The organism is Pseudokineococcus sp. 1T1Z-3, assembly GCF_037482365.1.
Classification (GTDB): Bacteria; Actinomycetota; Actinomycetes; order Actinomycetales; family Quadrisphaeraceae; genus Pseudokineococcus.
This window is the reverse complement of the sequence record NZ_JBBHZF010000001.1, coordinates 228,227-247,379: the sequence shown is the minus strand read 5'-3', so window position 1 is coordinate 247,379 and position 19,153 is coordinate 228,227. Positions and strand designations below refer to the sequence as shown.

General features: G+C 74.7%; 17 protein-coding genes. 10 read left to right on the top strand and 7 right to left on the bottom strand.

The window, feature by feature from the left end; genetic code table 11:
• Positions 1-10: 10 nt before the first annotated feature.
• Both WDV86_RS01075 and WDV86_RS01070 read right to left on the bottom strand, forming a co-directional pair.
• Positions 11-721: a hypothetical protein gene (locus WDV86_RS01075; protein WP_339565738.1), complete on the bottom strand. Its 711-nt coding sequence runs from the start codon at positions 719-721 to the stop codon at positions 11-13.
• Entirely contained in the window at positions 718-1,908 is a 1,191-nt protein-coding gene (locus WDV86_RS01070) for an OmpA family protein (RefSeq protein WP_339565737.1), read from the bottom strand. Before WDV86_RS01070 ends, WDV86_RS01075 begins: the two co-directional genes overlap by 4 nt.
• Before the next feature lie 159 nt (positions 1,909-2,067).
• On the opposite strand from WDV86_RS01070, the gene WDV86_RS01065 reads away from it, so the two are divergent.
• Together WDV86_RS01065 and WDV86_RS01060 are read left to right on the top strand one after the other, a co-directional pair.
• The gene (locus tag WDV86_RS01065; RefSeq protein ID WP_339565736.1) at positions 2,068-2,793 is read left to right on the top strand and encodes a hypothetical protein; all 726 of its coding nucleotides are present in this window, start codon (positions 2,068-2,070) and stop codon (positions 2,791-2,793) included.
• A gap of 126 nt (positions 2,794-2,919) precedes the next feature.
• Complete coding sequence (locus WDV86_RS01060) at positions 2,920-3,240, top strand: hypothetical protein (RefSeq protein WP_445262878.1); 321 nt, start codon at positions 2,920-2,922, stop codon at positions 3,238-3,240.
• Positions 3,241-3,310: 70 nt separating this feature from the next.
• Here WDV86_RS01060 and WDV86_RS01055 read toward each other — a convergent pair whose 3' ends face one another.
• A complete protein-coding gene (locus tag WDV86_RS01055; RefSeq protein ID WP_339565734.1) occupies positions 3,311-4,480 on the bottom strand; it encodes a glutamate--cysteine ligase in 1,170 nt (389 codons plus the stop codon).
• A 167-nt stretch (positions 4,481-4,647) separates the two neighbouring features.
• Between WDV86_RS01055 and WDV86_RS01050 the strand changes: the two genes are divergently transcribed.
• Both WDV86_RS01050 and WDV86_RS01045 read left to right on the top strand, forming a co-directional pair.
• Positions 4,648-5,643, top strand: coding sequence for an SDR family oxidoreductase (locus WDV86_RS01050; protein WP_339565733.1), 996 nt, complete (start codon positions 4,648-4,650; stop codon positions 5,641-5,643).
• 221 nt (positions 5,644-5,864) lie between these two features.
• Positions 5,865-6,413 (top strand): glyoxalase superfamily protein, encoded by a 549-nt coding sequence (locus tag WDV86_RS01045; RefSeq protein ID WP_339565732.1) that lies wholly within the window; start codon positions 5,865-5,867, stop codon positions 6,411-6,413.
• 18 nt (positions 6,414-6,431) lie between these two features.
• Here the strand turns inward: WDV86_RS01045 and WDV86_RS01040 are convergent, their stop codons facing one another.
• Positions 6,432-6,791: a hypothetical protein gene (locus WDV86_RS01040; protein WP_339565731.1), complete on the bottom strand. Its 360-nt coding sequence runs from the start codon at positions 6,789-6,791 to the stop codon at positions 6,432-6,434.
• 135 nt (positions 6,792-6,926) lie between these two features.
• Between WDV86_RS01040 and WDV86_RS01035 the strand changes: the two genes are divergently transcribed.
• The 4 genes from WDV86_RS01035 (at position 6,927) to WDV86_RS01020 (ending at position 11,994) form a co-directional block, all read left to right on the top strand.
• Positions 6,927-8,990 carry a PhoX family protein gene (locus WDV86_RS01035; protein WP_339565730.1) on the top strand — a complete coding sequence of 688 codons (2,064 nt, stop codon included), beginning with the start codon at positions 6,927-6,929 and terminating at the stop codon, positions 8,988-8,990.
• A 94-nt stretch (positions 8,991-9,084) separates the two neighbouring features.
• Positions 9,085-9,591 carry an ankyrin repeat domain-containing protein gene (locus WDV86_RS01030; protein ID WP_339565729.1) on the top strand — a complete coding sequence of 169 codons (507 nt, stop codon included), beginning with the start codon at positions 9,085-9,087 and terminating at the stop codon, positions 9,589-9,591.
• 151 nt (positions 9,592-9,742) lie between these two features.
• Positions 9,743-11,380, top strand: coding sequence for a catalase (locus WDV86_RS01025; RefSeq protein WP_339565728.1), 1,638 nt, complete (start codon positions 9,743-9,745; stop codon positions 11,378-11,380).
• Between the two features lie 98 nt (positions 11,381-11,478).
• A complete protein-coding gene (locus WDV86_RS01020; protein ID WP_339565727.1) occupies positions 11,479-11,994 on the top strand; it encodes a GNAT family N-acetyltransferase in 516 nt (171 codons plus the stop codon).
• A gap of 15 nt (positions 11,995-12,009) precedes the next feature.
• Here the strand turns inward: WDV86_RS01020 and WDV86_RS01015 are convergent, their stop codons facing one another.
• A complete protein-coding gene (locus WDV86_RS01015) occupies positions 12,010-13,245 on the bottom strand; it encodes an MFS transporter (protein ID WP_339565726.1) in 1,236 nt (411 codons plus the stop codon).
• A gap of 261 nt (positions 13,246-13,506) precedes the next feature.
• On the opposite strand from WDV86_RS01015, the gene WDV86_RS01010 reads away from it, so the two are divergent.
• Positions 13,507-14,496, top strand: coding sequence for an LLM class flavin-dependent oxidoreductase (locus WDV86_RS01010; protein ID WP_339565725.1), 990 nt, complete (start codon positions 13,507-13,509; stop codon positions 14,494-14,496).
• Between the two features lie 87 nt (positions 14,497-14,583).
• Here WDV86_RS01010 and WDV86_RS01005 read toward each other — a convergent pair whose 3' ends face one another.
• Positions 14,584-16,107 (bottom strand): methyl-accepting chemotaxis protein, encoded by a 1,524-nt coding sequence (locus WDV86_RS01005; protein WP_339565724.1) that lies wholly within the window; start codon positions 16,105-16,107, stop codon positions 14,584-14,586.
• A 185-nt stretch (positions 16,108-16,292) separates the two neighbouring features.
• On the opposite strand from WDV86_RS01005, the gene WDV86_RS01000 reads away from it, so the two are divergent.
• Positions 16,293-18,188, top strand: a complete 1,896-nt coding sequence (locus WDV86_RS01000; protein WP_339565723.1) for a glycoside hydrolase family 15 protein — start codon at positions 16,293-16,295, stop codon at positions 18,186-18,188.
• Between the two features lie 44 nt (positions 18,189-18,232).
• Here the strand turns inward: WDV86_RS01000 and WDV86_RS00995 are convergent, their stop codons facing one another.
• Positions 18,233-19,057: a class F sortase gene (locus tag WDV86_RS00995; protein ID WP_339565722.1), complete on the bottom strand. Its 825-nt coding sequence runs from the start codon at positions 19,055-19,057 to the stop codon at positions 18,233-18,235.
• Positions 19,058-19,153 lie beyond the last annotated feature (96 nt).

Genomic DNA, 19,153 nt, shown 5'->3' with positions numbered 1-19,153 from the left:
CTCGTGGGGGTCAGCCCACAGGCAGGTCGGAGATCTCCAGGCCGCCGGGGGCGGTGAAGGTGACGGACCGGAGGTCCTCGGGCAGGGGTGGGTAGAGGCTGGACATGACGATGGGATCGGGCCCGAGGCGGAAGTTGCTGCCGCGGTAGGCGCACACGCAGGAGTTGTCCTCGGCCCGGAGCCGGGGGCCTTCCTCGCCGGTCTCGATCGCCTCGGTCCGCAGCCGGTGCCAGGTCAACGGCAGGTACCGCAGGCCGCTGCTGCGGTCCTCCAGGCCGAAGGTGGAGATGAAGGCGGCGTTGCTGCGCAGGTCGAAGGTGCCGTTCTCCATCGAGGTGCCGGCCTCGGTGCTGGACATGGCCAGGGTGACCAGCGTGGTGCTCGGGCGGCGCTCGATGCTGAGGATCTCCACGGTGACCGGGTTCGGGTCGCCGCCGGTCAGGCCGACGACCTCGATGGTGCCCGCGCCCAGCGGGGTGGAGGTGTCGGCCTCGGCGGCGGCCTGGGCGAAGACGGCGTCGGCCAGCTCGGCGGTGCCGGGCCCGCTCACGGAGGGCGAGGGCGAGGGGGTGGTCTCGTCCTGCGTCGCGGCGCCGTCGCCCCTGGGGCTCTGGCCCGCGCCGGGGTCCTGCTCGCCGGTGCACCCGCCGAGCACCAGCGCGCCGGCGAGCAGGGCGGCGGGGAGGGCCCGGCGGACCACCGGTGGGGTGGGGAGCCTCACCGGTCCTGCTCCTGGAAGGTGACGGTGACCCGCCGGTTGAGCTGGCGGCCCTGCTCGGTGGCGTTGTCGGCGATCGGCTCGCGCTGGCCGCGGCCGTCGACGGCCAGGTCCAGCCCGCGGCCTTCCAGCAGCGGGCCGAGGACACCGGCGACCGACTGCGCCCGCCGCACCGAGAGGGTCTCGTTGGAGGCCTCGCCGCCCTGGCTGTCGGTGTGGCCGACGACGCTGACGGTGCCGCTGGCGGCCCGCTCGGCGATCTCGGCGGCGACCTCCTCCAACCGGGCCACCGCCTCGCCGGAGAGGTCGGCCGAGTCGAAGGCGAAGAGCACGTCGGCGGCGATGTCGATGGTCACCTCCTCGGCGGACTCGGTCTCCCGGCTGAACCCGTCGACCTGCTCGGTGGTCGCCGACAGCGGCCGCACCGAGAACAGCTCGGGCACCGGCGCGGCGAGGTCCTCGGGGGTCACCCGGGGCCACCCGGTGCCCAGCAGCACCGGCCCGTCCTCGACGGGCAGGGCCGGGGTCAGCAGCCCCTCACCGACCGGCACGTCGGGGACCACCCCGGCGAAGCCGAGCAGCACGTCGACCTCCTCCACGCCCTCGGGCAGGCCCGGCAGCACCGCGTACTGCACGGCCAGCTCCCCCTCCTCCTCCGGCAGGGCCTCCGCCCCAGTGGTGGCCGCGCTGAACGCCGAGGAGATCCGCCGGACAGGCACCGCGTACAGCAGCACGCCCTCGTCAGGCAGCACCAGGTTGACGAACGGCGCGCTGTAGATGTGCTCGATCAAGGACAGGGAAAGAGGCCTCTGCCCGAGCATGCTGAAGGTGGTGGCGTCGAAGCCGTCGTCGCTGCCGACCGACCAGTACACGACCGTGCGGTCCTGCACCCGCTGCACCGCGTGCACGGCCTGCACCACGGTGCCGTTGTCGGAGTTCATGTCCGGGGTGACCGTGGTGGTCCCGTAGGTCGTCACCTCCACCCCGTCCGCGCTCACGACGGTGTCGGAGGCCGAAGCGACCGTGGCCGGCGAGGAGCCGCTGGCGGCGTGGGACGACGGTGCCGCCGCCGCCGGCACGACCGCCAGCGGCAGAAGCAGCAGCGGCAGGACCGCCGCGGCGACCGGTGCAGCGGGCAGACGACGGTGCGCCGTCGACCTCGTCGCCGAGGGCTGCGCGTGCCTGGACACCGGCGAACCGTAGTGGGCCCTATGACGCGCGCCCGTCCACGTCACCTTGACGGTGACGGACGTCACCCCGTCGGGCCGTGCGGACGACCTCCACGCCCACGCGGAGGTCGGCAGGCCGAGGCTGGGCACCGCCGACCGCCCCAGAGCCGGAGGAGCACCATGACGAGGCCGAGCACCCGTCGCAGCCTGCCCACGACGCTCCTGCTCGGTGCGCTGCTCCTGGGGGCGTGCGCGGGTGGGGGCAGGACCGGCGTCGACGGCCAGGGCGCCGGGACGGACGACGGGAGCAGCCCGCCGCCGTCGGCGTCGCAGCCCTCGGCCGGGGCGACGGCCTCCGGGGAGCCGACGGGCACCCTGGAGGTCCAGGCGCGGGAGTCCGACCTCGACGTCGGCGCCCCGAGCGGGTGGCGGACCTGGGAGGTCGCCGACCTGGTGATGGCCGTGCCGGCGGAGTGGGAGCCGTCCTACGACCGAGGGCTCCCCGGGTCCTCGGTGACGTTCCTGCCGCCGCAGTCGTCCGACGACGAGACGCTCGGGGCGGTGGCGGTCTTCGTCGAGAACAGCGCGCTGGGGCCCCTGGCACTGCGCACCCGGCTCGCGGAGGAGGTCCGCACCGACCAGGTCGGCACGGGACCGGCCGTCCCCGTGGAGGAGAGGGACGTGCCGGGAGCGCTGGGTGCGACGCTGCTGACCTACGAGTACGAGCAAGAGGTGCAGCCGACGGGCCGCACGTACGAGTCCGTCAGCGGCGACGTCTTGCTGCAGACCGAGGAGAACCCGCAGTACTCGATCTCGGCGAGCGGGGCGACGCAGGTCTGGGACCTGGACGACCTGCAGGCCTTCGTCGGCACCCTCGAGCTGAGGCGCTCCGGCGCCGGTGCCTGAGGTGTCCGCCACGTCCGGGGGGGGGCGCCGCTGCTCTTCAACGTCGTGCTCCTGCTCGGTCTGGCGGTGTTCCCGCTGATAGGGCTGACAGGGCTGGTGCACGGGGTGCCGAGGTGGCGTCGCTCCGTGCCGGCCGACGGCGTGGTGGTCCACGTCGCGCGGACGCACCTCGGGAAGGCGGGCCGGGCGTGGGAGCTGACCGTGGCCTTCACCGAGCGGTCCGGGTCCTCTCGGGAGTCGGTGTGGGCCGGCGAGTCCGGCCTCGACCGCACGATCTACCAGCCGGGGATGCGGCTGCCGGTGCGCTACGACCCGGAGGAGCCGGCCTGGATCTACCTGCCCGGTGGCGGGCGTCCTCACCCCCTTGTCCTGCCGGCGGCGTTCTTCTTCGGCGGTGGCTTCGTCGTCGTCGTGGGGGCGCTGTTCGCCTACCTCTACTTCCGGTAGGCGAAGGGGTCGTCGGCCTCGGGCGCGCAGCCCCCACGGCCGTCGCGGCACGCCGTCCTGGCTCCTCCGGTCAGCGGCGGCCCGGCGACCGGCTGCCGGCGGCGGGCAGCGGCGCGCCGGCCCGCAGCTCGTCGACGAGCGCGTCGACGACGGCCACGAGGTCCCCGCCGGCAGCCTCGGCGACCGCCCGCTGGCGCTGGTAGCTGGCGCCGGTCCGGGGGATGTCCTCGACGGCGGCGAGCGCGTCGGTGCAGCCGAGGTCGCGCGCCACCGGCTGCAGGTCCTCCAGCAGGTCGGCGAGGTCGTCGGTGACCAGCCGCTCGCGGCCGGCGGCGTCGAGCACGACCTCGGCCTCGAGCCCGTACCGCGCGGCTCGCCACTTGTTCTCCTGCACGTGCCACGGCGGCATCGAGGGCAGGCGCTCGCCGGCCACCAGCCGGCGGTCGAGGTCGACGACGAGGCAGTGCACGAGCGCCGTCACCGCCCGCAGCTCGGCGAGCGTGGGCACGCCGTCGCACACCCGGACCTCGATCGTCCCCAGGTGCGGTGCGGGGCGGATGTCCCAGCGCACGTCGGCGATGCCGTCGATGACGCCCGTCCTCAGCTGGTCGTCGACGAAGCCCTCGTACTCCGACCACCGCTCGAAGGCGAAGGGCAGTCCCGCCGTCGGCAGCTGCTGGAACATCATCGCCCGGTTGCTCGCGTAGCCGGTGTCGACACCCGTCCACAGCGGCGAGGACGCCGTCAGCGCCTGCAGGTGCGGTGCCTTGTGCAGCAGCGCGCCGAGGACGGGGAAGACCTTGTCCGCCGAGTCGAGGCCGACGTGCACGTGCAGGCCCCAGATGAGCATCTGCCGGCCCCACCACTGGGTGCGCTCGATGAGCTCGGCGTAGCGCTCCCCGTCGGCCAGCTGCTCGGGCGACCACTGGCCGAAGGGGTGCGTGCCGGAGCACGCCAGCTCGACGCCGAGGGGGTCGGCGGCCGCGCGGACGGCCGCCAGCGTCAGCCCGAGGTCCTCGGCCGCCTCGTCGGCGTTCTCGCAGATGCCGCTGACCAGCTCGACGGTGTTGCGCAGCAGCTCTCCGGTCACCCGGCCCGAGGTGCGTCCGCCGCCGTCCGCGACCCGCGCCAGGACGTCGCCCGCGGCGTTGACGAGGTCGCGCGTCGTGCGGTCGACGAGCGCGAGCTCCCACTCGACGCCGACCGTGGGGCGCGCGGACGGCGTGAAGGCAACGGCCACACAGGTGATCGAAGCACGTCGACGGGGTGCGCAGGACCGCGTCGGTCCTGGTCCTGGTCACGGCCGGCCTCTCGTGTCGCCGTCCTCGCCCGGTCGGGGTCTCCTAGGCCTGCGGCGCCGCGGTGAGCGCGCCGGACCGAGCAGCACGCGCGAGCGAGGAGCGAGCCATGGCCAGCAGGACAGCCGTCGTCACCGGGGGGACCGCCGGGGTCGGCCGGGCGACCGTGCGCGAGCTCGCGGCGAAGGGGTGGGACGTCGCCGTCCTGGCCCGCGGGCGGGCGGGGCTGGACGGCGCCGTCGCCGACGTGGAGGCCGCCGGGCAGCGCGGGCTCGCCCTCGTCTGCGACGTCGCCGACCACGAGGCCGTCGAGGCGGCGGCCGAGCGGGTGGAGTCCGAGCTGGGGCCGATCGCGCTGTGGGTCAACAACGCCTTCGTCGGCTCGCTGGCGCGGTTCTGGGACACGACGCCGGAGGAGTACCGGCAGATGACCGAGACCACCTACTTCGGCCAGGTCAACGGCACGCGGGCCGCGCTGCGGCACATGCGCCCTCGCGACGCCGGCGTCGTCGTCAACGTCGGCTCGGCCATGAGCCACCGGTCCATCCCGCTGCAGTCGGCCTACTGCGGGGCCAAGCACGCGGTGAAGGGCTTCTCGGAGTCGGTGCTCACCGAGCTGAAGGAGGAGGGCAGCAAGGTGCGCGTCAGCCAGGTGATGCTGCCCGGGCTCAACACCCCGCAGTTCGACTGGAACCTCTCGAAGATGCCGCAGCACCCGCAGCCGGTGCCGCCGGTCTACGCCCCCGAGGTGGCGGCGCGCGCCATCGCCTTCCTCGCCGACCACCCGCGCCGCATGATCTGGGTGGGTCTGCCGACCGTCTACACGATCCTCGGCGAGCGGGTCGCGCCGTGGTTCGTGGACTACTACCTCGCCAAGACCGGCGTCGACGGCCAGCAGACCTCCGAGCAGCTGCCCCGGCACGGCTCCAACGTCGAGGTGCCGCGCGACGAGGACGCCGACCGCGGCGCCTCCGGACCCTTCGGCGACCGCAGCATCGGCTGGGACGTGTGGTCGGAGGCCTCCATGCGTCGCGGCGCCCTCGCGGGAGCCGTGGCCGGGGTCGGCGCCGCGCTCGGGGCGGTGGCGCTGCTGCGGCGGCGGTGAGGCGGGCGGTCGTCGACCCCTCGCCGGAGTCAGGTCCGACCAGCGGTTGCCGGCGCAGTACCGTCCTGCCCCGGGCTGCGAGGCGCCCGCCCTCCCCCTCGCGCTGACGAGATGGTGAAGTCCTCGGTCGGACGGACTCGACGTCATCTGGCCAGCGCGCCGGCGGTCGCGGGCAACGGGGAGGCCGTGGCACGACGTCGGCGGGACGAGGCGAGATGCACGTGAGCGACGACCCGACCCACCCCCTCAAGCAGGCGGCACGTCGCCTGCGCGCCGACCTGCAGGGTCTGGGGGCCGAGGTGAGCCACGCGCAGGCCCTCGAGATGGTGGCCCACCAGCTCGGCCACCGGGACTGGAGCACGGCCGTCGCGGCGGCCGGCCACGGGGCCGACGAGGAGCCCGTCGTCGTCCCCGTCCTCCGCGTCTTCCCGGGCGAGGAGGCCGAGCGGTTCTACCGGCGCTGGCTGGGGTTCGCGGTGGACTGGGAGCACCGTTTCGAGCCAGGACTGCCGCTGTACCGGCAGGTCTCGCTCGGCGGGTGCGTGCTGCACCTCAGCGAGCACCACGGCGACGCCTGCCCCGGGGCCAGGGTGCGCCTGCGGGTCGACGACGTCGGACGGCTGGCGCGACGTCTCGTCGAGGACGACACCTACCCGCTCCGGCTCGGGGTGACCCGCGAGGAGTGGGCCGACGAGCTCGACGTGCCCGACCCCTTCGGCAACCACCTCCTCTTCTGGAGCCCGGTGCGCCCGGAGGCCGGGTCCCGGTAGACCGAGAGCGGGGCTCCGTCAGGGCAGGCGCCGGTAGCGCCGCACCCCCCAGGCGCTCCACGCCAGGGCGACGACGGCGTCGAGCAGGGACGCGCGGCGTCGCGGCGGGTCGGCCAGCGCGAGGACGACGGCCGTGGCGGCGTGCAGCGCGTCGACGGCGGCGCCGCCGGCGAGGGCGAGCCGGGCGGGGAGGAGCCGGGAGGCGCCGGCCTGCACCAGGTGCCGGGCACCCAGCACGCGCATCACGCGGCGGGCCCGGTCGTCGGGCTCGTGGCCGGAGAGCGCCCGCTCCACGACCGTCGGGGCGAGCAGGCACACGGCACCCCAGCCTGCGCGGGCGAGGTCCGGGCCGAGGGCCAGGCCGGGGTGGGTCGTCACGGAGACCATCGTCGGTCGCGACGCCTCCGGGGGCGCGGTGGAGGTGCCGAGCGACGGGGCAGACGTCACGCGCTGTTCACGCCGGCGTCCCTCAGCTCGCGCCTGGTGGTCGTCCGTGCTGCTCACCCTCGGGTCATGACGACCACGAGCTGTTGTGCCACCGACGCCCAGCCCGACCGCGACGAGCGGGCCGCCCCGGCTCGCGGACCGCGCCAGGCCCTGCCCATGACCGGGCACACCCTCGGCTCGCGCTCTGCGCAGACGTGCCACTTCCGCTGCGCCGACGCGTGCCTGAGCCCGATGCCCAGCACCTCCACCGCGCCGAGGTTCGCCGACCTCGCCGAGCGCGCCATCGGCCGGCGCGCGCTGCTCGGGGGCCTCGGCGCGGCCGTCGTCGTCGGCGCGGCGCTCGCCCCCCGCGATGCGCAGGCCGCCGGCCGCTCCCGCGCGGTGACGGCCGCCTCCGCGCCCGGCGCCTTCGCCCCCGCCGGCGCGATGGCGGGCTTCGCACCCGTCGGCCCCATCGCCGCGGACGTCGACGACCTGGTCGTGCCGCAGGGGTGGGAGTGGCACTCGATCATCGCCTGGGGCGACGCCGTCGAGCGGGACGCCCCGGCCTTCGACCTGGACGCCCAGACCCCCGAGGCGCAGGCCAAGCAGTTCGGCTACAACTGCGACTTCCTCACGGTCGTGCCGCTGGGCCGGGGCGGGAACCGCGCGCTGCTCGTGGCCAACCACGAGTACACCAACGAGAACATCATGTACCCCGGCTACACCGACGACGCCTCCCTCACCGTCGAGCAGCGGATGACGTCGATGGCCGCCCACGGCATGTCCGTCGTCGAGGTGCGCCGCGACGGCGTCGGCGCGCCCTGGCGGGTCGTCCCGGGCCGCTACGGACGCCGGCTCACGGCGTCGGGCACGCCCTTCCGCCTCACCGGCCCCGTCGCCGGCTCGGACCTCGTCAAGACCTCCGAGGACCCGACCGGCACCGCCGTCATCGGCACGCTCAACAACTGCGCCGGGGGGACGACGCCCTGGGGCACCGTCCTGTCCGGCGAGGAGAACTTCCAGGGCTACTTCAAGAACTCCGACCGGCTGGACGCCCGCAACGGCGTCTACGGCATCAGCAACACCGGTCGCGGCTGGGAGCTGGGGCAGGCGCGCTTCGACACCGCGAGCGAGCCCAACGAGGTCAACCGCTTCGGCTGGATCGTCGAGCTCAACCCCTACGACCCCTTCTCGACGCCGCGCAAGCACACCGCGATGGGCCGCTTCCGGCACGAGGGCGCCGACGCGTCCATCGCCCCCGACGGGCGCGTCGTCTGCTACATGGGCGACGACCAGGCCGACCAGCACCTCTACAAGTTCGTCTCGCGCGACCGGGTCGGCCAGCGCCCCCGCCAGGGCCGGGAGTACGACGTCCTGGAGCACGGGGACCTGTACACCGCCCGCTTCGCCGTCGAGGGCGACCCCTCCTCGACCTACGACGGCACGGGGGAGTGGGTGCCGCTGACCCGCGGCGGGCGCTCGGCGGTGCCGGGCATGAGCCTGGAGGAGGTCCTGACCTTCACGCGCACCGCTGCCGCCGCGGTGGGGGCGACGCCGATGGACCGGCCCGAGGACGTCGAGCGCAACCCGGTCACCGGCCGGGTCTACATGGCGTGCACCAACAGCTCGCGCCGCCCGGCGCCCGGCGCGGCCAACCCGCGCGCCCTCAACCGCTACGGCCACGTCGTGGAGCTCACCGAGGACGGCGACCAGACGGCGACGACCTTCACGTGGTCCCTGCCGGTGGTCTGCGGCGACCCGGACGACCCGAGCACCTACTTCTCGGGGCTGCCCGCCTCGGAGGTCATGCCCATCGCGTGCCCCGACAACGTCGCCTTCGACAGCTACGGCGGCCTGTGGGTCTCCACCGACGGCCAGCCGGGCTCGCTGCAGCTGAACGACGCGCTGCACCACGTCACCACCGACGGGCCCGACCGCGGCAAGGTCACGACCTTCCTCACGGTGCCGGTCGGCGCCGAGACGTGCGGCCCCGTCGTCGACGCCGTCGAGGGCAGCGTCATGGTGTGCGTGCAGCACCCCGGCGAGGTCGACGGCGCGAGCATCGACAACCAGGTCTCCCGCTTCCCCTACGACGGGATGGTGCGCACGCCCCGGCCCGGCGTCGTCCAGGCGCTGAAGCGGCGCTGACCTCGCGGACCGAGCCGCCCGGGCGCCACCGCCCGGCGCCCGGGCGGCTCCCGGCACGGTGGCTGGGCCGGCCGGGCCGTCCTACCGTCGAGGCATGACCGCGGCACAGCACCCGACCACCGGCCCGCACGGCGAGACCCCGCCGACGCCGGGCACGACACCCGCCGGCCCGGCCGAGGCGGCGGGGGGCTCGGCGACGGCCGACGACCTCACCGCCGAGGAGCTCTCCTTCCTGCACTCGATCTTCGACGCCGCCCGCGAGGGCGACGCCCAGCGCCTCGCCGAGGCCGTCGACGCCGGGGTGCCGGTCGACCTCACGAACTCCTCCGGTGACACGCTCCTCGTGCTCGCGGCCTACCACCAGCAGGCGGAGGCCGTCCGCGTCCTGCTCGAGCGCGGCGCGGACGTCGAGCGCACCAACGACCGGGGCCAGTCCGCGCTGGCCGCTGGGGTCTTCCGCCAGGACGAGGACGTCGTCCGGGCGCTGCTGGCGGCCGGTGCGGACCCCCACCGAGGGCCCAAGTCGGCCGTCGAGACCGCCCGTGTCTTCGAGCTGCCGGCGATGCTCGCGCTGCTGGAGAGCGCGCCGTCCGCACCCTGAGAGGTCTCCGCGCAGGGGTGCCACGGCCCGCTGGCGTGGGCTAGGTTGGAACGAGTCCAGACAAGGAAGCCGGGGTGGCGCGCGCCACCCACCGGGCCGGACGGCGACCAGCCGGAGGTCTGAGGGCGAGGACCGAGGAGAGGACGCACCAGTGACGACGACGAGCGAGGGCCGCCAGGTCCTGACCAACCGCCAGGGCCACCAGGTCTACGACAACCAGAACCAGCGCACGGTCGGCTCCCGTGGCCCGGCGACGCTCGAGAACTACCAGTTCCTCGAGAAGATCAGCCACTTCGACCGTGAGCGCGTCCCCGAGCGGGTCGTCCACGCCCGTGGCACCACGGCCTTCGGCCACTTCGAGGCCGACGGTGCCTGGGGCGACGAGCCGATCGAGAAGTACACCCGCGCCAAGCTCTTCAGCGAGAAGGGCAAGAAGACCGACCTCGCGATCCGCTTCTCCACCGTCGCCGGCGGCCGGGACTCCTCCGAGGTGGCGCGCGACCCGCGCGGCTTCGCGGTGAAGTTCTACACCGAGGACGGCAACTGGGACCTCGTCGGCAACAACCTCGCCGTCTTCTTCATCCGCGACGCGATCAAGTTCCCCGACTTCATCCACAGCCAGAAGCCGGACCCGGTGGACTTCGAGCGCCAGGTCGCCAACCGGGTCTTCGACTTCATCAGCCAGAGCCCCGAGGCCATGCACATGGTCACGCTGGTCTTCGGCCCGCGCGGCATCCCCGCCTCCTACCGGCAGATGCAGGGCTTCGGCGTCAACACCTACAAGTGGGTCAACGCCGCTGGCGAGACCAAGCTGGTCAAGTACCACTGGGTCCCCCAGCAGGGCGTGAAGTCCTACACCGCCGCCGACGCGGCCGTGGTGCAGGGCGGCGACCTCGGCTCGCACACGCGTGACCTCTACGACGCCATCAACGCGGGTGACCACCCCAAGTGGGACCTCTTCGTCCAGATGATGGACGACCACGACCACCCCGAGCTGGACTTCGACCCCCTCGACGACACCAAGGTCTGGGACGAGAAGGACTTCCCGCTGAAGAAGGTCGGCACGATGACCCTCACGGGCACGCCGCAGGACTTCTTCACCGAGAGCGAGCAGATCGCCTTCGGCACCGGCGTCCTCGTCGACGGGCTGGACTTCTCCGACGACAAGATGCTCGTGGGGCGCACGTTCTCCTACAGCGACACCCAGCGCTACCGCGTGGGCCCGAACTACCTGCAGCTGCCGGTGAACTCGCCCAAGGGCGCCACCGCGGCGACCAACCAGCGCGACGGCGCCATGGCGTACGTGGTGGACCGCCCCGAGGGCGTCAACCCGCATGTCAACTACGAGCCCTCGATCCTCGGCGGGCTGCAGGAGGGCACCTACCCCACGCACGACGAGCAGGGCCCCGAGATCACCGGCCGGCTCACCCGGCAGCGCATCGCCCGGACGAACGACTACCTGCAGGCCGGGCAGCGCTACCTGCTCTCGCAGCAGTGGGAGAAGGACGACCTCGTCGCCAACCTCGTCGACGCGCTGTCGAGCTGCGACCGGCCCATCCAGGAGCGGATGGTCTGGCACCTGCTCATGTGCGAGGACGAGCTGGGCAACCGGGTCGGCGACGGCATCGGCATCAGCGCCGACGACGTCCGCGGCATGGACCCGCTCGCCACGCAGACCCTGACCGAGGAGGAGCTCCAGCGGGCCCGCAACCTCGGCAAGAACGGCCCGCGTGACGTCTCCGGCGTGTCGATGACCCACTGCGTCACCAACGAGCGCGTCGAGCGCTGAGCACCTCCGCCGGCTGAGACCGGCGCCCCGCGTCGAGCGGGACCAGCACCGCCCGCAGGCCGCACCGGTTCCGGTGCGGCCTGCGGCATGCTCGGGCCGTGACGGCGTCCCCCGAGCGAGCCCCGGCCGAGAGCGCCGACGTCGTGCGCTGGGAGCAGACGACGCCGGACGATCCGCGCGTCCTCGCGCTGCGGTCGGCCATGGACGTCGAGATGGCGGCCCTCTACGCCGGCGTCCTGGACGCGCGGCTCGTGGCCTCGATGGCCGACCCGCCCGGCACGCGCTGGCTGAGCACCTGGCTGGCGCTCTCCGGCGAGCAGCCGCTCGCGACCGCCGCCCTGCGGTGGCTCGGCGAGGGCGCCGGCCGTCTGGCCGAGGTCAAGAAGGTCTACGTGGCACCGGCGGGGCGACGCCGCGGGCTGGCCCAGCAGGCCCTGCGTCACGTCGAGGCGAGCGCGCGGGAGCGCGGCGTCGGCGAGCTGCACCTGCACACCGGCGACCGCCAGCCCGCGGCCCTCGCGCTCTACGCGCGCGAGGGGTGGCGCCGGGTCCCGGTCTTCGCGCCGTACGACGCCCTGCCCATCAGCGTCTGCTTCGCCAAGACCCTCGGCTGACGACCCGCCGGCACCTCAGCCGGCGTCGGGCACGCGCCGGCTCGCGCCCAGGGCCACGGAGCCGACGCCGACCAGGAGCACGACGAGGGAGCCGACGACGACGAGCAGCGGGACGTCCCACGACCCGCTCGCGGCGCGGACGGCGCCGACGACCGAGGGCCCCAGCGAGGCCAGGGCGTACCCACCGCCCTGCACGAGGGCGGAGGTGCGCCGGGCCTGGCGGTCGTCGGCGGACATGAGCACCACCAGCAGGAAGACGATGGTGAAGACGCCGCCCTGGGCGACGCCGCCGAGCGCCGACCACAGCAGCCACTGCTCCGGCGCCAGCAGCAGCCCCAGCGGCAGCGACAGCCAGCACGCGCCGACGACCGCGAGGGCGACGACGGGTGTCGTGCGCGAGAGCAGCAGCGGGACGCCGAGCGCACCGACGACGGCGAGCACCTGGAAGATCGAGGACGACGCCCCCGCCGCGGCGGCCGACTGCCCGACCCGCTCGGCCAGCAGCGTCGGCAGCCACGCCGTGAGCGCGTAGTAGGCGAAGGCCTGCCCGCCGAAGCCGACCATGAGCACCCACGGGGCCCAGCGCGGCTGCTCGCGGACCCGGGCCCGTGGCGCGGTGCCGGAGCGCTCCGCCGGCGCCGAGGCGGGCAGCCGCTCGCGGCGCGTCGTCGCGGCGGCCCACAGCAGCCCGCCGGCGACGAGCAGGACCACCCAGGAGGCGGTCGCGGCGCGCCAGCCGAGCAGCTGCGCGAGCGGCTCGGTGCCGAGCGAGGTGATCATCGACCCGACGTTGAGCGCGGCCGTGTAGGCGCCCGTGACGACGCCCGCCCGCGACGGCGGCACGGACCGGCGGATCACCACCGGCACGACGATGTTGCCGATGGTGATGGCGGTGCCGATGACGGCCGTGCCAGCCAGCACGACGCCCGTCCCGCCGGCCGAGCGCAGCAGGGTCCCGGCGGTGACGCCGGCGAGGCACCACCACACGGCGGCCTCGGGCCCGGTGCGTGCGACGAGCGCCGACGCCAACGGCGCGGCAGCGGCGAAGCAGACCACCGGCACGGTCGTCAGCAGGCCTGCCGTGGCGGCCGTCAGGCCGAGGTCTGCCTGGATGCGCGCCAGCACCGGCGCGACGGCGACGACCGGCCCGCGCAGGCTGAGGGAGATGACGAGCACGGCGACGACGACGAGCCCGGCGGTCGGTGCCCGCCCCGGCGCACGCCAGCGCAGCCCGGTCGTCGCTCCCGTCACGGCGGCATAGTGCCCGAGGCCACCAGTGCGGCGGGCCGTCGCCCGGCGTGCGGGACGCAGCGCCTCAGCGGCGCCGGGACCCTGCCCGACCGAGGCGCACGACGGGTGGGGTGAGCGACGTGCGCTCCCGGTGGCGAGGCTCCCTCGAGCTGGTGCTGACGTCGGTCGACCCGGCGGGGACTACGCCGCGGGTGGCGCCGGTTGAGACCGGTGCCCGACGTCACGACCTGATGTCGGCGTCGTCGAGCATCGAGGTGACCCATGACCGTCCCGCTGTCCGTCCTGGACCTGGCGCCGATCGACCGCGGCCGCAGCGTCGGCGAGAGCGTGGCCGGCAGCGTCGCCCTCGCGCAGGCCGCGGAGGCGCACGGCTACCGACGGGTCTGGTACGCCGAGCACCACAACATGCCGAGCATCGCCTCGTCGGCGACGTCGGTGCTGATCGCGCACGTCGCGGCGCGCACGAGCAGCATCCGCCTGGGCGCGGGCGGCGTCATGCTCCCGAACCACTCCCCGCTGGTCGTCGCCGAGCAGTTCGGGACGCTCGCCTCCATCCATCCCGGCCGGATCGACCTAGGCCTCGGCCGCGCGCCCGGCTCCGACCAGACGACGATGCGCGCGCTGCGGCGCGACCCGGCAGCGGCCGACACCTTCCCTCGCGACGTCCAGGAGCTGCAGGGCTACCTCTCCGGCCGCTCGCTCGTCCCGGGCGTGCAGGCCGTGCCCGGCGCCGGCACGGACGTGCCCCTCTACGTCCTCGGGTCCTCCCTCTTCGGCGCGCACCTGGCCGCCGCGCTGGGGCTGCCGTACGCCTTCGCCTCCCACTTCGCGCCGCAGGCCCTCACCACCGCGGTCGCCACGTACCGGCGCGAGTTCCAGCCCTCGGAGCAGCTCGACGCCCCCTACGTCCTGGCCGGTGTCAACGTGCTCGCCGGGGAGGACGCCGGCGAGGTCGCCGAGCACCTCGCCGCCGTCCGCCGCCTGCGCGCCGTCGCAATCTTCGGCCGTGGCCGGCCGATGACCGACGCCGAGGCCGACCTCCTGCTGGAGGCGGGCGCCGGCGCCCAGGTCGACGCCATGCTCACCCACACCGCCGCCGGCACGCCCGAGCAGGTCCGCGAGCAGCTCGAGGACTTCGCGGCGCTCGCGGACGCCGACGAGCTCGTCACGGCGCACGCCGCACCGACGACGGCGGCACGCGTCCGCTCGGTCGAGCTGACGGCGCAGGCGGTCAGCGCCGTGCCGGCCTGACGCCGCCGCACGGCGGCCCGACCGGGGCGACACGCCGCAGGACGGGGCGCAGACCGCCCCTGGCGGGCGTCCTCGGGCGGACGCGCGTCAGGCCCGCATGGCGGCGAGCAGGTGCATGACCTGCTCGCGCAGCTGCTCGGCAGTCGCCGCGAGACCGCGCACCTGGCCGACCTGCGCGCTGCGGCCGCCGTCGATCGAGCAGCTCATCTCCGTCACGAGGTCACCCGCGGTGGCGACGGCGCCGCTGATGCGCGTCACGACGTCCGCCGCGGACATGGTGGCGGCCTGGACGTCGTGGACCTGCTTCGTCACCTGCTCGGTGGCGCGCGCCGTCTGGTCGGCCAGGTCCTTGACCTCGGCGGCGACGACGGCGAAGCCGTTGCCCGCGGCGCCGGCACGGGCGGCCTCGATGGTGGCGTTGAGCGCCAGCAGGCGGGTCTGGGAGGCGATGCCGTCGATGAGGGCGACGACCTCACGGATGTGGTCGGAGGAGCTGACCAGCTCCGCCATCGTCGACCGTGCCGCCTCCGCCTGCTCGGCGGCCTCCCGTGAGCAGGCGGCGACCTCGCGGGCGGCCTCGCTCAGCACGCGCGTCGCCTCGCCGACCTCACCGGTGGTGGACACGGCAGAGGCCTCGAACTCTGACGCCAGCTGCGCCCGTGCGGTGCCGGCGGCCGCGACCTCCTGGGTGGCGCGGGCGACGGTCGCGCGACCGGCGTCGATGGTGATGGCCGCGTCGTGGAAGGCGCCGTGCAGGCCGCGCCGCAGGAAGCGGCGGTGGAACCGGCCGTGCGCGGCGGCGGTCAGGGACGCGCTCGACTCGCGCACGAACGCGTCGACGACGTCGAGCAGCCCGTTGACGTCGTCGCGCAGGCCGTGCAGCTGGTCCCCCGTGACGGCCTTCGCCGCCGCGACCGGCACGGCGCGCCGCTCGAGGTCGCCCCTCATGACGGCCTGCAGCGTGCGACGCACCTCCTCGACGGCGGCGCGGTAGTCGTCGAGCTCGGTCGCGGCCGCCGCCTCCTTTCGACGGGCGCCCCGGCCCCGCCGACCGGCCGACCCGACGGCGCTCATCGTGGTGCTGCCTCGGCGGGCTCGAGCGACCAGATCAGCTCGTCGTAGCCACCGGCGCCGCTGTCGGCGATGAGCCGGGCGAGCAGCGCGCTGCCGGCCTCGGCGGCGGCGCGCGCTGCGGTGCTGGGCCTCCTCGGCGCACAGCTGGGCGTACAGGGGCTTGATGCGCGTCAGGGCGCCGCGGTCGGGGCTGCGTCGGTTGGAGTGGTAGCCGACCAGGGTGCCGTCGGCGGCGAAGGACGGGGTGACGTGGGCGAGCACCCAGTAGTGGGCGCCGTCGGCGGCGAGGTTGAGGACGTAGGCGAAGATCTCCTGGCGCGACGCGATGGTCTCCCAGAGCAGCTTGAAGACGGCGCGCGGCATGTCCGGGTGGCGGACCAGGTTGTGCGGCTTGCCGATGACCTCGTGCTCCTCGAAGGCGCCGATCTGCAGGAAGGTCGTGTTGGCGTAGGTGATGTGCCCCTTGGCGTCCGTCTTGGTGACGATGAGCTCGCCGGGGTCCATCAGCCGCTCGACGCCTGTCGGTGCAGTGGTCACGGAATTCCTTGTCGGCACCGACGCGGCCGTCGTGAGGTGGCGCGTCGCCGCGTCACGCCGTCGGCCGGCTCGGCCGCCGGTCGAGGTCGGCGGGGCCCTGGCAGGGGCACCGCCCGTGTGGCCGGGTCGACGCCGGAGCGGGGCCCGGCCTGCGCGGGTGGGCGGCGGCGGGAGATGCTTCGCCGGTGCAGACCGCGCGCGACCACGACCAAGCCCGCCCCGCCGACCAGCAGGACGGCGCCACCACCGGCCAGGAGCCGGACGACGCGCCTCCCGCCGACCGCGCCGTCGAGCGCCCCTGCGCCATCGAGCACCACGGCGTCATCGGTGACCTGCGGACGATGATGCTCGTCACGCACGACGGCGAGATCGACTTCGGCTGCGCCCCCGACTTCGACAGCCCGGGCCTCTTCGCCCGCCTCCTGGACGAGGACGCCGGCGGGTTCTCGGTGCGCCCGAGCTCCTGGGACACCACCCACCAGTACTACCTGCCCAGCTCGGCCGTCCTCGCGACCCGCTTCAGCAGCGAGCGCGGCTGCCTCGAGGTGCTCGACGCCATGGTCCCCGAGGAGGCGCTGCCCGAGGGGGTCGACCGCCGCCCGCTGCTCGTGCGGCTCGTGCGGGTGCTCGACGGCGAGCAGGACGTCGTCGTCGACTGCCGGCCCGCCTTCGACTGGGGACGCGCCCCGCACGAGGCCGAGCGGGTCGACGGCGTCGGCGTCCGCTTCAGCGCCGGCGACGACGCGCTCGTGCTGCGGTCCTCGACGGCGCTGGAGGTCGAGGACGGCACGGCCCGCGCGCGGGTGCACCTGCGGCGCGGGGAGGAGCTGGCGCTCGTCCTGCACTGGGGGGACCTCGCCGCGGGGGAGCGCGGCGACGTCGGCGCCGTCGAGGTGCAGCGGCTGCTCGACGCGACGCACGCCTGGTGGCGGACCTGGACGCGCCGGTCGACCTACCGCGGCCGTTGGCGCGAGACCGTCATGCGCTCGGCGATCACGCTCAAGCTGCTGACGTACGCCCCGACCGGCGCCGTCGTCGCGGCGGGGACCACGAGCCTGCCCGAGGAGATGGGCGGGGAGCGCAACTGGGACTACCGGTACGCGTGGCTGCGCGACGCCGCCTTCACCACCTTCGCGCTCATGACGCTCGGCTTCACCGAGGAGACCGACGCGTTCCTCGCCTGGCTGGAGCAGCGGATGGCGACCACGGGGGAGGACGGGCTGCTGCCTGTCTACACCGTGCGCGGCGACGTGCCCCCGCACGAGGAGGAGCTGGACCACCTCGCCGGCTTCGGCGGCTCGCGCCCGGTGCGCACGGGCAACGCGGCCTTCGCCCAGCGCCAGCTGGACTCCTACGGCGAGGTGCTCGACTCGATCTACCTCTACAACAAGATCAAGCCGATCAGCTACGACATCTGGACCGAGGTCGTCGACACGCTCGAGTGGCTCGCCGAGCACGCCGCCGACGCCGACGCCGGCCTGTGGGAGAGCCGCGGGGAGCCGCGCCGCAACACCTACTCCCAGGCCATGGTGTGGGTGGCCTTCGAGCGAGCGTTGCGGCTGTCGCGCCAGCGGGGCCTGCCCGCTCCCCGGCAGCGGTGGGAGGAGTGCGCCGACGCCGCCTACCGGCGGGTCCAGACCGAGGGGCTGGACCCGAGGACCGGTGGCTACCGGGTCAGCGCGCAGAGCGACCAGCTCGACGCGAGCCTGCTGATGCTGCCGCTCGTGAAGTTCGCCGGGCCGACGGACCCGCGCTTCGCGGCGACGCTGGCTGAGCTGGAGCGAGAGCTCGTCGTGGACTGCCTCGTCCGTCGCTACCCCACCGACGGCGCGGACGGGCTCGACGGCGGCGAGGGCTTCTTCATCACCTGCTCGTTCTGGTACGCCGAGGCCCTCTCCAGCGCCGGCCGCGTCGACGAGGCCGAGGAGGTCTTCGAGAAGACGCTCCGCTTCTCCAACCACCTGGGGCTCTTCGCCGAGGAGGTCAGCGCCACGGGCCACCAGCTCGGCAACTTCCCCCAGGCACTGTCCCACCTGGCGCTCATCAGCGCCGCCGTCCACCTGGACCGCGCGCTCGGGTGAGCCGGGCCGGGTGAGCCCGGTCCCCGGGCTCGCCACGGCCGGCGTCAGCCGTCGACGAGGTGGCCGTAGACCACGGTGTTGTCGAGGTAGGAGCCGACCGTGCGGTCGTAGGCACCGCCGCACGTGATGAGGCGGATCTGCGCGTCGGGGGTGTTGCCGTACACGCGCATGGTCGGGAAGTCGTCCTTCGGGTACCGCTCGGAGGTGTCGACGACGAAGGTCGCCGTCGTCCCGTCCGCGCGGTCGACGAAGACCTCGTCGCCCGGCGCCAGCTCGCCCAGGCGCCAGAAGACGGACGGGCCGCGGCTGGAGTCGATGTGGCCGGCGACGACGGCAGGGCCGGTGCGGCCGGGCCGCGGCGACCCGTCGTACCAGGACGCGCGGTCGACGTCGGGGCCGGATGGGACCTCCAGGGCGCCGGCCTCGTCGAGCCCCAGGTGGAGGAGGTCGGACTCGACGCCGATGGCGGGGATGCGCAGCCGCACCGGCTCGGCGACCTCGACCTCGGGCTCCTCGACCGCCTCCTGCGGCGCCATCCGCACCAGGCCGGGGATCTCCCCGGCTGGCGCGGTGACGTCCTCGGGCAGGACATCGGACTTGCGCAGGCCCTCAGGTCGCGTCGGTGCCGGCGACGGCCCCGGCGTCGTCGACGCCGGCTGCCCGGGCCGCACGAAGGAGCCGTCGGACGCCTGGCCCTCGGCGACCGGCGGCTCGACCGGGGCCTCGGGCTGGGTCGCGAAGGAGGCGACGACGACGAGGCCCGCGCCGAGCACCAGGGCGGTCATCGAGGCGACCATGCCGGCCTGGGCCCCGCGCCGGCGCACCGGTGCACCGCCCCGAGGCCGACCTGCCGCGTGCTCGCGTGCCACCGTGCCCCCCTCCACCCCGACCGACGTCCTCGACGGTACTTCGCCGCCGGGGCGTCCGCGGTTGGCGGTCGTCGGGCCGCTCACCCGGACGGGCGA